This window comes from Lactobacillus sp. IBH004 (genome assembly GCF_026185255.2).
Classification (GTDB): Bacteria; Bacillota; Bacilli; order Lactobacillales; family Lactobacillaceae; genus Lactobacillus; species Lactobacillus melliventris.
The window spans coordinates 229458-246115 of the sequence record NZ_CP110217.2 but is presented as its reverse complement, the minus strand read 5'-3'; the positions used below and the strand labels follow the sequence as shown (position 1 = coordinate 246115).

At 37.0% G+C, this 16658-nt stretch carries 13 protein-coding genes; 4 read left to right on the top strand and 9 right to left on the bottom strand.

From position 1 onward, the window contains the following. Positions 1-16 precede the first annotated feature (16 nt). Together LDX54_RS01155 and LDX54_RS01150 are read left to right on the top strand one after the other, a co-directional pair. The gene (locus LDX54_RS01155; protein ID WP_265667117.1) at positions 17-1096 is read left to right on the top strand and encodes an FAD:protein FMN transferase; all 1080 of its coding nucleotides are present in this window, start codon (positions 17-19) and stop codon (positions 1094-1096) included. 38 nt (positions 1097-1134) lie between these two features. After that, on the top strand, positions 1135-2148 hold the full coding sequence (locus LDX54_RS01150) for a UbiA family prenyltransferase (RefSeq protein ID WP_265667118.1): 1014 nt from the start codon (positions 1135-1137) through the stop codon (positions 2146-2148). A 55-nt stretch (positions 2149-2203) separates the two neighbouring features. Here LDX54_RS01150 and LDX54_RS01145 read toward each other — a convergent pair whose 3' ends face one another. Then, the gene (locus tag LDX54_RS01145; RefSeq protein ID WP_265667119.1) at positions 2204-3673 is read right to left on the bottom strand and encodes a hypothetical protein; all 1470 of its coding nucleotides are present in this window, start codon (positions 3671-3673) and stop codon (positions 2204-2206) included. A gap of 898 nt (positions 3674-4571) precedes the next feature. Here LDX54_RS01145 and LDX54_RS01140 point away from each other — a divergent pair. Beyond that, positions 4572-4808, top strand: coding sequence for a hypothetical protein (locus LDX54_RS01140; protein WP_265667120.1), 237 nt, complete (start codon positions 4572-4574; stop codon positions 4806-4808). 322 nt (positions 4809-5130) lie between these two features. On the opposite strand, the gene LDX54_RS01135 is transcribed toward LDX54_RS01140, so the two are convergent. The 5 genes from LDX54_RS01135 to LDX54_RS01115 form a co-directional block, all read right to left on the bottom strand. Continuing rightward, on the bottom strand, positions 5131-6945 hold the full coding sequence (locus tag LDX54_RS01135) for an FtsX-like permease family protein (protein ID WP_265667121.1): 1815 nt from the start codon (positions 6943-6945) through the stop codon (positions 5131-5133). 54 nt (positions 6946-6999) lie between these two features. Next, entirely contained in the window at positions 7000-8805 is a 1806-nt protein-coding gene (locus LDX54_RS01130; protein WP_265667122.1) for an ABC transporter permease, read from the bottom strand. 11 nt (positions 8806-8816) lie between these two features. After that, the gene (locus LDX54_RS01125; RefSeq protein WP_265667123.1) at positions 8817-9566 is read right to left on the bottom strand and encodes an ABC transporter ATP-binding protein; all 750 of its coding nucleotides are present in this window, start codon (positions 9564-9566) and stop codon (positions 8817-8819) included. 176 nt (positions 9567-9742) lie between these two features. Beyond that, positions 9743-10357 carry an ECF transporter S component gene (locus tag LDX54_RS01120; protein WP_265667124.1) on the bottom strand — a complete coding sequence of 205 codons (615 nt, stop codon included), beginning with the start codon at positions 10355-10357 and terminating at the stop codon, positions 9743-9745. Between the two features lie 109 nt (positions 10358-10466). Beyond that, entirely contained in the window at positions 10467-11276 is an 810-nt protein-coding gene (locus LDX54_RS01115; protein ID WP_265667125.1) for a DUF4931 domain-containing protein, read from the bottom strand. 112 nt (positions 11277-11388) lie between these two features. Between LDX54_RS01115 and LDX54_RS01110 the strand changes: the two genes are divergently transcribed. Next, positions 11389-12600, top strand: coding sequence for a L,D-transpeptidase family protein (locus LDX54_RS01110; RefSeq protein WP_265667126.1), 1212 nt, complete (start codon positions 11389-11391; stop codon positions 12598-12600). A 155-nt stretch (positions 12601-12755) separates the two neighbouring features. Here the strand turns inward: LDX54_RS01110 and LDX54_RS01105 are convergent, their stop codons facing one another. From LDX54_RS01105 to LDX54_RS01095, 3 genes are read right to left on the bottom strand one after another with little or no spacing between them, the layout of a single operon-like run. Further along, positions 12756-14081 (bottom strand): maltose-6'-phosphate glucosidase, encoded by a 1326-nt coding sequence (locus tag LDX54_RS01105; protein ID WP_046324182.1) that lies wholly within the window; start codon positions 14079-14081, stop codon positions 12756-12758. Between the two features lie 18 nt (positions 14082-14099). After that, complete coding sequence (locus LDX54_RS01100) at positions 14100-15728, bottom strand: PTS transporter subunit EIIC (RefSeq protein WP_265667127.1); 1629 nt, start codon at positions 15726-15728, stop codon at positions 14100-14102. Positions 15729-15758: 30 nt separating this feature from the next. Next, positions 15759-16544, bottom strand: a complete 786-nt coding sequence (locus tag LDX54_RS01095; RefSeq protein WP_265667128.1) for a carbohydrate deacetylase — start codon at positions 16542-16544, stop codon at positions 15759-15761. Between the last annotated feature and the right edge of the window lie 114 nt (positions 16545-16658).

The following is a 16658-nucleotide window of genomic DNA, read 5'->3' as shown; positions in this document are numbered from 1 at the left end:
AGGAGAAATAAATTATATGACGAAGCGAACAAACAAGTTTTTGCTGATACTCGTATCACTATTAGCAAGTTTCAACCTGACAGCTTGCTCAACTCAGAGTAAAGACACAGCACCGGCCAAAACCGCTGTTACCACTACCCCCACTTCAGATACTCAATTTCTAATGGGAACAGTTTGCACCATTAAAATTTACAATAAACACCAGCAAAAAGCCTTAAAAGCGGGTTTTAAGCGCATTAAACAGTTAGCCACTGAAACTACCGTTAATCAAAAAGGCAGTGAAATAGACAAAATTAACAAATATGCCGGAATTAAACCGGTCAAAGTTACCCCTACTATTTACCGTATGTGTAAAGACGCCTATCATTACAGCAAAATTTCCGCTGGAACCTTTGATTTAACAATCGGACCAATTACCAGTTTATGGCGGATTGGCTTTCCTGACGCCCATAAGCCCAAAGCAAGCACAATCAAAAAGCGGCTGCCGCTGGTTAATTATCATAATGTGATTTTTGATGATCAGAAACAAACTGTTTTTCTTAAGAAAAAGAAAATGATGCTCGATTTAGGTGGCATGGCCAAAGGATTTATTTCTGATGAAGTCATGAAAGTTTTGCAAAAAAATGGTGTGACCAGCGCGATTATTGATTTAGGCGGAAACGTTTATGTTATGGGCAATTCTCCTACGAATAACAGTAACTGGACGGTAGGTATTCAGGATCCCAGCGCTGCGCGTGGTGATGCCATCGGCTCTTTACCGCAAAAGAATGCAACTGCAGTAACATCAGGTATTTATGAACGATACCTCAAAGTCGGTAATAAAGTTTATAGCCACTTAATGAATCCTAAAACAGGTTACCCTTGTCAAAACAACTTGTTAAGTGTCACAATTATTGCCAAGCGTTCAACCACTGGCGATGGCCTTTCAACTGCTGTATTTAATCGCGGTTTGAAAAAAGGCTACGACTATGTGGAACATAAACCTGGTGTAGAAGCAATATTTATCACCAAAAAGAAAAAAGTATATATTACTTCCGGCTTGAAAAATAAATTCAAATTATTTTCAGGTAATGGTTATCAGCTGACTAGTAATTAACTTTTCTCTGTTAAATGATGTTCTGAAAGGAAAATTCAATGGAAGCTAAAACGAAGTACAGTCATTTCACAATAACTGATTTTTTTGAACTGGTGCGGCTTAATACCAAGTTAAACAGCTTAATGCCGTATTTATTAGGAATACTGTTTGCTTATTTTTATTTTCATACTTTTAGTTGGCAGAATTCTTTAATATATTTAATTGCTCAGGGGGCGATCGCTTTATTTGTTACTGGTTTTAATAACGTGCAAGATTATCGCTTAGCCAAAAGCCGGGACTATCAAAAAGAACACAATTTAATCGGTAAGCGCAATTTATCGCCAGCAACTGCAATGGCGGTTATGCTTAGCCTACTTTTAATTGCAGCAGTCTTGGGAATTTGGCTAACTGTGCGAACCAATCTTTTTATTTTACTGATCGGTGCCCCCGGACTTTTTGTAGCCGTATTTTACACCTACGGGCCCGTTCCCTTTTCCAGAGTACCGCTAGGCGAAATTCTTGCCGGCTTATTCGAAGGGCTGGGAATTATGTTCTTAGCGGTTTACATCAATTCTCCCGTAACCCAATTAGCCTATTTGAATTTTGATTGGCCGCAATTTAGTGTCGGAGGCAACTTAGCCAATCTATTATTAATTTTTTGGGTAGCTTTACCGCAAGCATTCTTTAACGCGGCGACAATGCTGGCGGACAATACCTGCGATTTGAAGCAGGACTTGGCTAATGGCCGTCACACCCTACCTTCATACATTGGAGTTCAGAATTCCTTAAACTTATTCAGCTTTTTAACTCTGGCCCCATTTGCTATAGTTGCCATCAGCGTCATATTCCGTCTTTTACCCATTTGGCAACTATTAATTTTTGTAACTTTGCCGAAGCTCTATAAAAACGTGCAGGCATTCAGGCAGAAGCAGACCAAGGATATGGCTTTTTGGGTTGATGAAGATAACGTCAAGCACAGAGTACCCACAACTTTTGATTTAGCACCGCAAAACTTGTTTTGGTTTCAATTAATGCAAGTCTGCGGACTAATTTTAGGCATTATCTTTCATTAATTAAAGAAACTGAAAAAAGCACGCTCTTTAGCGTGCTTTTCCATTGTCTAAATTTTTAAAACTCAACTTTGTGATGCCGCATTACTGTTAGCAGATAAATAGCAAAATAAGCCAGTAACATTAATACTATTGGCAGCCAAACTTCATAATATGCTGTTGGCAAAACCTGATTGAAAAATCTTAAGCCAAACAAAACATCAAAGACCCCAAATATTGCGGGAATAAAGAATAAAAGCCCTGTTTTGCTCTGCCATGTTCTTTGAGCCAGTCTTTCATTCGTAAATTTCTGATCTCGTTTAGCAGCTTTGACTGCTATTATCAAGATCGCAATCAGGCTTGCACCAAATACAAACGCCAGTGAGTAGCCCAAGATCTTCATTTCTTTACTCATCCCCAAAATCAGCTGATAAGTAGCAGCCTTAGAGTTACTATAGAGGTGACTATAAGCAAGATTACTTTGAGCCCGTTTATGTTCAATTTTTAGTAGAAATGGCCAATCCCTATCAAAACTGTTTAACTGCACCAAAGTCAGATATTTAGTTTTACCTTTAATCTTACTTAATTCTGCAGCTGAACGAAGTGCAATTACTTTATTTTTAAAACCATTGGGAACGAGTTCACGAAAACTGTCATCTGCTAGAGAATTTTTATTCAATTGGTCTAACTTAATAGATTTGACTTGAAAATTGCGTCTACCGGTGCTTTTGACATACTTAATTGGATTATTTGCCAATTCATTACGAACAAAATAAAAGTGCCCTTTTGTTTCTTTATAATGGTAAGTTTGCTGCTTTTTAATTTTTAGTTGAGCAACATCGTTTTTAATATTGGCGGTATTGCTGACAATTACGCCATCATAATAAGTTCCCCTCTTAATATCTTGAGAAAAGGCATTAAAGTCATGACTTAAAGCCAGAGCGCCCATAGTCAAGGCAAAGAGTATGGAAATGATAGTAAAAACACTGGCATAATGATGAAGTCTCAGCAGCGTTTTTCCTTTAGCTAACTTAATTTTGCTAAACCAAGTTGTAGGTACCAAGCTTAATAACGAGTGGCAAAGTAAATAAGTACCTGACACAATTGTGACAAAGGCTGCCAATAAAGTATTAAACAGATTTTGACTAGGCAAATTTAGTATAAAATAGCCGGTTACTATTAGTACCAACCCTAAAACCATTTCAATTATTCTTAGTCCTAAATGTTTTTGAAAAATTGCAGGTGCATCTTCTTTTGCAGCTACACTTTTTAAAATTGTTCTGGTTAGGTTATAAGTTACTACTATACCGCCAATCATTATTAGAACCGCCAGTAACATAACGACTTGCATGCCCGAATTGATCCGCAGAAAACTGTTAATGACGTTAAAATTCGGCACATTTGGTTTTATTAAACCGCTAAATAACTTAATAATTAAAGAAGCTATATCCAATCCTAAAATAATACCAGCAATTATCATCAAACCGCCAATAATGAGTGTCGCACAAAGTTCTATTAGTCCAATGCGCATATTTTTTAATTTTTGCATCAAGATCACCAAACTTTCTGTTCAGCTCCTTCAAGCAGACCACCTTTTAACTTAATTATAGTTAGCGCTACCAACTTTTTAATAAGCTACCTTTTTTCTTTAACATATTTTAATACTTAGTTTTTAAAGCATCTCCCTTTATAGAAAACTTGCTTATCTTTATAATTTTTTCTCAATTATTTTTTCTCGGTTTAAACTTTATAAATAATCCATCTACAAATCCTTCATAGAAACAATCATCTACTTTAGACCCTATTTTTAGATTCCCACTTAACTTACAAACATCTTTCGCATCTTTCTAATTTATCAAAGTTGGCTCAGCATATAATTCACGTAATAACTTTGCCTTTTTTTATTTATTCATTTTCGAAGAATCTTCGTTATTTATATAAATAATATAATTGTTTTTTTATTAGTAAAATTGTTATATTTGCCACAAATAAGCTAGATATGACAAATATAAAAAAGGCGGGAGAAAAATCCCACCCCTTTGTTGATTACTACATAAATATCCGAAGAATCTTTTCAATCAAATTAGCTAACTTATCGAGAAAGTTTGCTAATTTATCAAGATCTTTTCCTAGCTCTCGCAGTGCAGGCGTTAGGATAGATAGTAGTAAACAAGTTAGAAGAAATAAAAGTACGACCTTTCCCATGCAATCACCTCCTTTCAGGGAGGGTTGAAAGACGTACTTTTATATTCTATCATGTGTTCTTGTGTTATAATTGTTATAGAAGAAATAAAGTGCGATTTTCGCATGCAAAAGAGGCGTACTAAGCGTCTAGGGCGATCCAGCTGGATCGCTTTTTTGCTTTTTAAAAGATAACTCGGACTGAACCTCCGCAAAGAAAAAATATTTTCCAGTTGATTTACTCGCCGTAAAGCAGTCTTAAGTTAATGCAATGGTTGGTTGTCTCCGTAGATCGCAAAATATTATCTTCTTCAGCAGGGCTTTTAAACACAATCTTGGCAATCGCTGGTCCATTAATGACGACATTATTTACCACCATAGCTGGTACAATCAACGTTAATTATGCCCTGTACGGTGTCCTAGGACTTAATGCAATCGTCTTCACTGTTACTTTAATTGTAATGATAAAAGTCAACAAAACAAAACAAGCTGAAATTGCATAAAAATTTATTGATGTTTTTACCTAATAAATCCAGATCAATCCAACATTAAATAATGGAACCTATACCAATTTTTCGCATACTAGGGATAAAAGCGTCCCCCAATTAAGATTTTGTGAAATTAAAGTCTTTTTTACCGGGTAATTTTGCACAATTTGAACAATTAAAAAATCGTATCCAAAAGGACACGACTAGACGAAAAAAATAAGCATTAGTCCAAGCATCTTTTGCTTATTTTTTCATGAGATGTTGCGTGAATTCCCACCAATTAAAGAGTTACTAGTTTAATTTTGAAACTTTATTTCAAAATCCGGTCTTTTTATAATTATTTATTTGTCAGTACAATTTTTTCATATAGAGTAACTGTTAACAAATAGTATCCTAAATAGAGAACAATAAAAATTGTGAATGGAATCCAAATATTATGGTAAGGTGCCTTCAGCAACGAACGAAACAGTTGTAAACCACACAAAACATCGACTATACCTAAAATAGCAGGCATGGTGAACAAAGTACCAATTTCTTTTCTGATTGAACTGCGCAATAATCGTGGTCTAGCACCAATTTCATGTAGCATCTGGTAGCGCACCTTGTCACTAGCGGCACCACTTAAAACTTTAAACATTAACGTCGAAGCCAGCATAGTCAGAAATGCTATTCCTAAGAAAAAGCCCATAAATTCAAACGCACTGGTAAAGCCGAGCACATTACTATAATAGTATGGCTTTGAATTAAGGTAAGTATCTTTGTAGTTACGATTTTCCCTCAATTGCTGCTTTTGAATTTGATTGATTACCGGAAAATCGTGGACAAAGTCTTTGACGTTAATATAACTGACAAATTTTTTCTGACCATCAATACTCTGCCACCTTTTTGGTGACACTAGATGTATTTTCTTAGGAAGACCATTAGGCACCATTTGGCTAAAAATACTGTTTTCCGTAGTTTGCGGTTTATCCAGTTTAGCAGTAGCCAGCGTTTTTACTTTATAAGTGGGGGAATTGTCTTGATTGTCATGAAAATAAACTGCCATTTCTTTCAACGGCTGCTTGTTAAATTCCGCGAGGTTAAAGTAGAGGTGCATTCCCTTTTCTTTGTAATGATATGTTTGCTTATTAGTAATAGTTAACTTGGCTTCTGCTTTTTTAACTGCTGGCGTCTGACTGATAATTGTAGCATCATAATAAATCCCTTTTTGCGCTTCATCCTTCATGGAGCCAAAATTAAGTCCCACGGTAATTGCACCTAAAGCCAAGGCAAACAGAATTGAAATCATAGTTAATACCTTGGTGTAACTTTGCAAGCGAAATTTCAACTGCCCAAGAGTAAATTCATTAATGCCACGATATGAAAAAGATTTTTTATTAAGTAAATAATTAATAATAGCCGTGAAGACGCCATTAAAGACAAAGAAAGAACCGACAATAATTGTTACTAACGCGGTGGGAATAAGAAGATAAATATAGTTAGCAGGTAAAGTCATTACATAATAACCGATCGCTAGCAAAAGTACACCGCAAATTGCTTCAATTCCCCGTAAAACTGGATGATGATTTAGATTAATGGGAGTTTGATCTTCGTGTAAAAGATCAATTACCGGAGTATGTGTAAGTTTGCGCATATTGCCCAGTGCACCTAAGAGAAAGATAATAACAAAGAAAAGCAATGTTCCTATTATGGCACTCGGCAATATTGCCTTATAGTGAGTAATTTCCAGCCCTAGTTTACCTACCAGCACCTTGGTAACTATTGTGGTCAACCCTAGACCCAGTGTTATTCCAAGCAAAACAGCCAAGAAACCAGTTAACAGAGTTTCACAAAAAATGAGTAAGCCAATACGCGTGCTTTTGGCTCCAAGCATCATATACATGCCATAGTCATGTTTACGCATGCTCAGCAAAAATGAATTGGCATAAATCAAATAGACAGATGTAATGATTACTAACAAAATAATGCCAAAGGTAAAAATATAATTCAGGTATGCTTCTCTGCCATAAACATCTTTACTAATAAACACAGGATTAGTAGCAATTGACAAGAACATATAAAAAATCATGCTGGCTACAATCAAGCCGGAAAATAATACCAGATAGTCTTTCAGCCTATTCTTAATACCCGTCACGGATAGCTTCCAAATCATTACTGCTCCTTTTCTTTTACTAAAAACAAACTTGTATTAATTACCGCCCCAATTTTATTCATGTGCAAGCACAATTTTTTCATATAATTTCACCGTTAATAAGTAATAAATCAGATAAAGCACAATAAAAATCGTAAAGGGAATCCACAAGTTCTGGTAGGGGTGCGGTAAAAGCAATTTAAACAGTCTCAACCCGAAAAGAACGTCGATTACGCCCAATACACCGGGCAGAAGAAACAGAACTCCAATCTCATTTCTGATAGATTGACGCAATATCTTTACCCTTGTGCCAATTTCAAATAACATTTGGTAGCGCACCTTGTCACTGGCAGCACCACTTAACACCTTAAACATTAAGGTCGAAGCCAGCATGGTTAGAAAGGCGATACCTAAAAAGAAACCCATAAATTCAAACCCGCTGCTGAAATTCTTAATTAACTGGTAACTGCCAGCCTTGCTCGAAGTATATATATACTCATAAGCAGAATTTTCTTTTAACTGCTGTTTTTGTAATTTTAAGATGGTGGGGTAATCTTGATCGAAATTTTTCACATTTACGAAACTGACAAATTTATTCTGCCCTTTTTTCTCGGCCCACTTTTCAGGTGAAACCAAGCGAATGATTTTAGCAATACCATCAGGAACCATAGCGCCAAAAGCATTGTTAGCATACGTTGCTGGCACATCTAATTTTTTAGTAGGCAAGTTGATCGTCTTGTAGGCAGGCTGACCATTTTTCATGTAAAACTTGACGTTTTTAACTGGATTATTATTAAATTCACTGCGGTTAAAGTATAAATACTTGCCCTGTTCCTTATAATGATAAGTTTGTTCACGGGTAATCGTCAGTTTGCTTTTAGCCTGCGCTACCTTTGGGGAATCACTGATAATAGTGGTGTCATAGTAAAAATTGCCTTTAAGCTGCTCACTGAGCGTGCCAAAATTAAGTCCCACAGTAATAGCACCAAGTGCCAAGGCAAAAAGTAGTGAAACTACTGTCAAAATTCGCGTATAATCATGCAGCCGAAATTTCAACTGCCCCAAAGTAAATACCCGAATGCCATGATAAGAATAGCTTCTGCGGTTAAGCAAGAACCCAATTAAGGCACTGAAAAAAGCATTAAATGTGAAGTATGAACCGGCAACTATGGTCACTAACGCTGCTGGAATAATAAATAAAATAGCACTGCCTGGAAGACCCAGAATAAAGTAGCCTGCAGCTAAGAGCACCAGCCCCAGTATTCCTTGAATCCAGTGCAAGACCGGCTGGCGCTTGTAGGCAACCGGCTTTTGGTCATCACGCAATAATTCAATTATCGGTGTCTTGGTTAATTTACGGACATTTTTCAAAGCGCCAAATAAGAAGATCAAAATGAAGAAGATAATCGTCCAGATAATGGCATTGGGTAAAATAACGGCAAAATGTTTTACCGTCAAGCCTAAACGTGATATCAGCAGCTGCGATACAATGGCTGTTAGACCAAAACCCAGCAGAATACCCACTATTGTGGCCAAAATACCGGTTATCAGAGTTTCCAGAAAAATTAGTGCCCCGATTTTAGTACTCTTAGCTCCGAGCATCATGTACATGCCGTAATCATGTTTGCGCATGCTCAATAAAAAAGAATTAGCATAAACCAAATAAATAGCAGTAATGATTACCAGCAAGACAATACCAAAGCCAAAGGTGAAACGGACATAATTACTTGGTGCTGCAATATCATTTTTAATAAAGGTGGGATTAATAGTGATTGTGAGGAACATGTAAAAAATCATGCTGGCAACAACTAGGCCGGAAAACAAAACCGCGTAATCTTTAAAGCGACTCTTGATTCCCGTTAAGGACAACTTCCAAATCATTTTTGTTCTCCTTATTCAGCAGTATCTAAGTGATCAATTAACAGATGATAAAATTCCTGCCTCGACTGCCCGTTTTTCAACATTTGTTCACCAATCTTGCCATCTTTAATAAATAAAATGCGGCTGGCAAAACTGGCGGCAAACGGGTCGTGGGTAACCATGAGAGTGGTGATACCGTCGTTTTGATTCAAATCTGCCATAGTAAAAAGCAATTCACGCGCGCTCTTTGAATCCAAGGCGCCAGTTGGCTCGTCCGCCAGCAAAATTGCCGGTTCATGCACCAACGCCCTAGCAGCTGCCACTCTCTGCTTTTGCCCACCAGATACTTCAGCAGGATATTTAGGCAATATCTCTTTAATTCCCAGCCTAGTCGCAATTTTGTCAACCAGCGGATCAATTTTTCTAGGAGAAATACCCTGTAAGCTTAAAGGTAAAGCAATGTTTTCACGATTAGTTAAATTTTCCAAGAGATTGAAGTCTTGAAAAATAAAGCCAATTTGCTGACTCCTAAAATCAGCCAGCTGATTAGCATTTAACGTGCTGTTGTCTTGGTGATTAATAAAAACGTTGCCTGAAGTTGGTTTATCTAAAGTCGACAAGATATTAAGCAAAGTCGTTTTACCAGAACCCGAAGCTCCCATAATGGCTACAAATTCGCCTGAATTAACTGCAAAATTAACTCCCTTTAAAGCCTGGTACTGCTTTTCGCCCCGCTTGCCGTATGTTTTTGTAACTTGATCTACTCGTAAAATTTCAGTCATTTGCAAAGTCCTCGGTGTAATACTTCTGTACTATTTATCTAATACACTAATGTAAGAAAGCAAGAATGTCAATAAAAAAATAAGCCTTTCAAAAATTGAAAGACTTACATCAATGTTATTTTCCTAATAATAGTGACTAGCTCAAAAATATTAACTTTTTATTAAAACTAAAATTTTTAACCCAATCTGCGTAAAACTTTGGCGAGTGGAGTAACAATAATGGGTGTTACAATAGCGGTAAATATAGCTTCCACAAGTCCATTCAAGCCGAGAGCAACTATTAACGCAGTAATTAAAGGTGTGCCTTGACTAAAACTGCCTAAATGTCCTAACAACTTGGCAGAATTACCCATGAAAACCAAACTGGTTAACAAGATTACAAAAGCAGTGTTAGTTAAAGAAGTCACTGCTCCCGCAACCGTGTAGCTTACTTCTTTAATGCTATTTTTCTTTTTAGCAGTTAGTTTCCCAATCAGTCCCGGGAAAAGACCAGCTAAAACACTAGGAATTACCGCAATCACAAAGTTCTGGAAAAGCATCAGGCTGACAATATCGCCAGGCTGAGTATACGCCTGCACCATGCGGGCAATGCCCCAGAAAATGCCAAAGAAAGTCCCAGCAATTGGCCCCATAAGCAAAGAATATATGGCAACAGTTAACGGAATAGTCGTTACAGCAGGCAAAGTTGGTAGTATGCGAATGTAACCAATATTGGGTATGAGAGTTTGCAATAAAAAGATTGCGACAAATATAGCAGTAATAGCCAGGTTTTTTGTTTCTTTTCTGTGCATTTGCATCCTCCTTAAAAAAAGCACCTTGCTATTATATTGCTTAGAATTATTTGTCGCAAATATTATCTCTGCTAAGTATTAGTTTTAATAATAATTAATTCAGTAAAAGCTATATTTTAAATCCTTTCTCTAAAACTGACCCAGACTCAAAAAAGCGCTTAAAGTTTTCGGCTTCAGTGAGCAGTTTCTCCCGGTTGTCTACCTGCGATAGCTTATAACCGACAAAATATGGTGATGCCGTATAACGTAAGATTAATTTAGCACTAATGCCCCGATCAAAGCGCGGATAGAAAAACAAGTTATAGGAGTTATTACGCCCTTTTGATAAAACTTTTAGCATATACTTTGCTCCGCTTTGAATCCAGTCGGACCATTCGTCAATACTGTTTTCATCAAGAAGATTAAAATCGAGTTCAATGTAGCCCTGAATTGGATGCGTGCTCACGTTAACCTCAACCCCATCTTTATTAAAAATACTTATGCCTTCAAAATTATTGGGTTGAATGTACTTATAACCATCCATCTTTTCCAGACCCACTATTTGCATGTGGGGGTGTGCAAGAGAGCCACCAGAATTTTCGCCATAATTTTTATACCATAAAACCGATCTGTACTTGTGTGAATCATTCATCTGCTTAAAGCATGACAGTGAAAAACGCATCAAAGAACGATTATAATCAAGCGAATAAGTGGTAATATCTCCTTGATGCTTATTGGACTCAATCAAAACAGTCTGAACCGTATCACGTAACGTATGGTATTTATTATCAAGCCAAATCATCCCACCCTGTTTTTTTAAGATATGGGTCAAACCCGCCACATCACAAAAGGGACAGCCAGAATTATTTTTTACTTTACGATAAGAATTAGGCTTTTCTTTAGCTATGTTAACATCAAACACTAATGGGTCATTTTCCATTGAGCAATCCCTCCCAAAAACATTCTTATATCTTGCATTTTACTAGGGCCGCAATAGATGGTAAACTGTAACCGCAATTATTTTTTTGAAAATTCCAACGGTGGTAGAACTTATGCAATCAAAAAGAAATTTAAAAAAATACAATAACCGCAATAACTTGCTTTTAATTATTATCGGAATAGTTCTGATTTTAGCAGTTGTATTTGGCGTGGTGTTGTATAACAATCACGTCGAAGCGCAAAAGCAGGCTAAAGCATTCGCTACAAATCATTTTAACCCTAATGTTAACATTTATGGCGTAGAAGTTGGAAACTTAACAATTAATAAAGCAACTGCCAAAATCAATCGGAAAGCGAACAACATGGTTTCCCTGGAAAATGGTAAAGTTGCACTTGAATATGATCCTAGCAGCAAGACTATTAAAAAGCGGGAAGTTGCCGCTTATTTTAAAAAGCAACATACAACTATGCCCAATAAGCAAAGCTATGAATACCGCAATACTGATCTGGATGCCGCTAACAAAAAAATGCAAACGATGAGCCACGCCGTAGTTAATTACCATGTTGCAGGCAAAGTTTATAAACTCAAAGCACAAAAATTAATTAACCAGGCAATTTATAGAAAAGGCAAGTACACTTTTCTTAATAGCGAAAACTTAACGGCAAAGCTTAATAAAATTGACCAGGATGTTTCAACAATTCATCAAAGCTATAGTTTTGCGGTTCCAAAAGGCAATAAAGTTGCAGGAAAGAAAATTAGTGTTAAAAACCAAAGCTATGGCTGGGGCGTGCATGTCAAAAGAGCACAAGCAGCTGTTGAACAAGCATTTTTGAATGGAACTAAAAATCTGGACGGCAAAAATTATATTTATGGTCTTGGCTACAGCACTTATGGTTTAGGCTACGGCTTAAATAATCATGGCATAGGTGATGACTATATTGTAGTTTCTCTGCAAAAGCAGGAAATGTGGATTGTGCGCAAAGGCAAGATGGTTGTTCACCTTAACGATGTTGTTACCGGGACAAAGGATGGTAATAAAAATAACCGTACGCCTCAAGGAGTCTGGTATATTCACTATAAGCAACGCCATGCGGTACTGCGTGGACGCAACAACGATGGCTCTAAATACGCTTCACCTGTTAGTTACTGGATGCCGTTTACTTTAACCGGTTGCGGTTTTCACGACGCTGGCTGGCGCGGTGACTGGAGTAAAAAAGCCTATTTAAGAGGTGGCTCACACGGCTGTGTTAATATTAAGCCCAGAGAAATTAAGCAGGTCTGGCACAATGTAAGTAAACACGAGCCGGTTATTGTATATGACTAAATCTTAATCAAATAAGTCAAATAGTATGCTAAAAGACTAACTTTTACTTCAAAGTTAGTCTTTTTTCTATAAAATTTATTGCTCACAAAAAAGACTAGCAATAACTATAGTTAAGGCTAATCTTTTTAGTAGTGATATCTTTAGTAGTGATATTTTTAATGCAATTCCGGCCAATATTGTTTATTAGCCTCATATAACTCATCCAAAACCTTTTTACCTACATGGTAATCTGGTATGGTCTTATTAAGGACAACTGCTTCTAAGGCAACTTGATATGAGCCAGATAACGCTGCGTCAACTGTCCGTTTTTCGTAAGCTTTTTGCAGTTCCATTAGTCCTTTATGAAAAGTTGGGATCTTACCAATACTAATGGTTTCTGCACCCATGCTGCCAATATATGCTGGAACTTCCACTACGGCATCTGGATCAAAATTAGATATGGCACCATTGTTCTTTTGGTTAACGGTGAAACGTTCGCGGGTATTATGGATAATTGCGTTAGCAATATCAACGATGTAGTTGCCGTGAACACCAGAATTAAGTGAAGAGCCTTTAGCTGTGCCGGCTTTTAAAACGCGCCGACATTCTGTGAAGATTCTCTTTTCACGTCCCTGCATTACCCAGTCACCACGTGTGAAGTTAACATCAGATTCAGCCATCATTACATCAGGCATCAAATAGTACTGCAAGTAGCAGTTAGGGAAATATTCAGGAAAACGCTTGAAAATGGTAATCATGCGCTTGTATGTATCAATCCAATACTGGTCATCAAGAGTTTCGTCATTCCATTGAGCAAGGGTATCAATCTTGCCAGACTGGACGTCCTCACGCAGTTGTGGCAATAAGTCCTGACCGTTCTCATCAATCATTGATGTCCACCAGCCGAAGTGGTTCATGCCAAAATATTTGAAGGTAATATCTTTTAAATCTTTATGGAAGTATTGTGCAATTGCACCTTCAATTGAAATTGGCATGTCACAGATACAAATTACCTTTGCTTCAGGAAATTCGCGGTAAATTGCCTCTGACAAAATTGCTTCTGGATTAGTGTAATTTAAAATCCATGCATCAGGACAAATTTGCTTAACCTTCTTAATAATAGCGATAATATCTGGTATTACCCTCATTGCAAAGGAAAAGCCGCCAAGTCCACAAGTTTCCTGACCAATAACGCCATTGCGAATACAAATTTTTTCATCAATAGCCCGTTGCTTGTTCAGACCTGGACGAATTTGCATGAATAAAAAGTTTGCATCTTGTAGAGCTTCTTCCAAGTTAGTCGTGTAAGAAACATGAACCGGTGAACCTGTTTCTTTATAATACATTTTGGTGTACTGCCCTAAAAGAGACACTCTTTCTTCATCAATATCATAAAGAACTAGCTGGTTCATATCTAAGTCAGCAGAACGTTGACGTAAAACCTCCAAGATACTTGGTGATTGGGTTGATCCGCCACCAATGATTACAAATTTATTTGCCATTTCAATAATCCTCCTAAATTACTTTCCACTTTCTGATGGGTGTTTTTTCAGATAATCAAGATATTCATCAACTTTATCATGAATACTTTCTACATCAACTCCAAATACTATTTGGATATTATTACCATCTTGCATGACGCCTTTAGTACCGGTCTTTTGCTTCAATAGATCCATATCTAATTTGTTTGTATCTTTAACGTCAACGCGAAGTCGAGTATAACAATTAATCATTTCATCGATGTTTTCTGGACCACCTAGACCAGCTACAATATTTTTAGTTTGATTATCAAATTTTGCAGTGTCTGCAGATTCTGTAGCACTGTCAGTTTGAGCAAGTTTTTCTTCTGCCTGCTCGACAGATTCATCTTCACTTTCTGCACCATTAAGGAGTGTCTCGTCCGCGTTAGCACGTCCAATAGTTGGAATGTTGAAGCGTTTGATCATAAAGACGAAGACAAAGTATTCAAGTAAACCGGTGACGACAAACATTATTGGGATGAGATACTGGTGTCCTAGCCTTGCCGGAAAGGCAAAACTATTAATAATCATATTAATACCGGTATCAAACTGAATATCGATACCAACTATATTTGTCAAAAATAGACTAATTCCGTAAACAACTGAGTGAGCTAGCCATAGTAATGGTGATAAGAACAGGAACATAAATTCCAAAGGCTCAGTAACACCTGCTAAAAAGGCAGTAGTAACAGTTGGAATTAAAATAGCCGCAACTTTTTGCCTATTCTTTGGTTCTGACATCTTCCAGAAAGCAAAAGCAATACCGATAGGTAACGAAATTGAACCAAAATTAGACAGATAACCAATGGATTGGTGCATTGCAGTAATATGACTAGGGTTGCCTAACTCAGCTAACCAAATATTAAACGCACCAGTGTATAGCTTGCCGGCAATCCTGGCAGTACCACCTAAAGGAGTGTAGAACAAAGGCATCCATAAGAAGTGGTGCAGTCCAACAGGTAAAAGCATACGGTTTAAAAAGCCATAGAAGAAGAACCCAATGGAGCCCGTAGTTGACATTACCTTAACAATATTTTCAATAACCCAGTTAACTGCAGGCCAAACATAAGTAATAGCAATTGCAAACAGAATAGTTACAAATACTAAAATAATGTAAACGGATTTTGTTCCTGCATATGGTGATAAATATTTATGGAGCTTAATATTCCCCCATTTATTTACCATCCAGCCCACTAGGATTCCTAAAATAATTCCAAGGAAAACTCCCATATCAGTGACTTGGATACCGAAAACCATGTTTTGCCCAGTACCAAAGAGTCCCTGAGAATTTGGCTTAGCCAAACGGTGGGTTAATTGCAGCCATGAATTGTTGGCGAACAAAAATATTAAATAAGTAACGATACCTAAAATTGCGGCATCAGTTTTATATTTAGGTTTAGCCAAAGCTGTAGCTATACCTACACAGAAAATACAACTTAATTGCCCGATCATACCGCTTGATAGGATATTGTAAATAAAATTACCAGTATCTTTCAAAATGGTCGGCATTAAGTCTAGCTTCAAAATGGCACAGACTGATAAGATAATACCAGTTACGGCCATAAACATAACGGGTTGAATTATTGCCCGTGAAAAAACATTCGCGGACTTCATAAACTTGCCCTTCATAATTTTGCCTCCTTACATTACATTTTTTATTTAAGATTTGGGATAAGGAATTACTTCTACTTGATTTTCCTGCAACTTCTTTTTAAAAGCCGAATCACAGAGAATTGTTACTTCTTTGATTCGCGGCACATTAAATGAAGAATTGAAGTAAAGTGTTTCATCTACAAATGCAGGGTGGACCATAAACTCAGTTATTTGGTTATCCTGCAGACGGTCAAGAACAGCTTGTATTTCTGTTAAACATTGTTCTTGATCCGCATGATAAGATTTATCCAAACTGCGAATATGCGCGTAATTCATCAGATCATCAAAACCAACAATTCCTCTTTGATAAGACAACTTAACTTGATTTTCAATACCGTAACAATTTCTAACCGGTAACTGATACTTATCAGAAATGCGCTGGGTAAGAGTCAAATTCTCAGAAAAAGAATGAACATGATGGTGACTATCTAAATGAGTTAGCTTTACTCCCTTACTTAACAAGAAATCAACTTGCACGCACCACTCATGGTAAATTTCTTCGGGATCCATTTCACTACGATGCTCTTTATAACCGGCCAAATGGTAAAATTCGCCATTCTCATCAACCAGTGTTTTGGCATCCGTCATGGGTTTACCCGTTGTGATGTTAAGGTGACAGCCAACTCCTAAGTCTTTGTTTTCATTTGCTAACTTGATTGCTTCTAAACACCCTGGCATATTTGCCATAAGAGTTGTAGAAGAAACCATCCCATCTTTATACGCTTTAATAACTCCTCGATTTACGGCCAGTGAATAGCCAAAATCATCGGCATTAATAACAACTTGCTTCATTCACACACACCTTTCAAATTATTTAAAACGCTTTCTTTGAACAAATTTAATATAGTATAATGAAAGAGCAATAACAACAAAACACACGTATTATGGTGTGGTTTTCAAAATGGG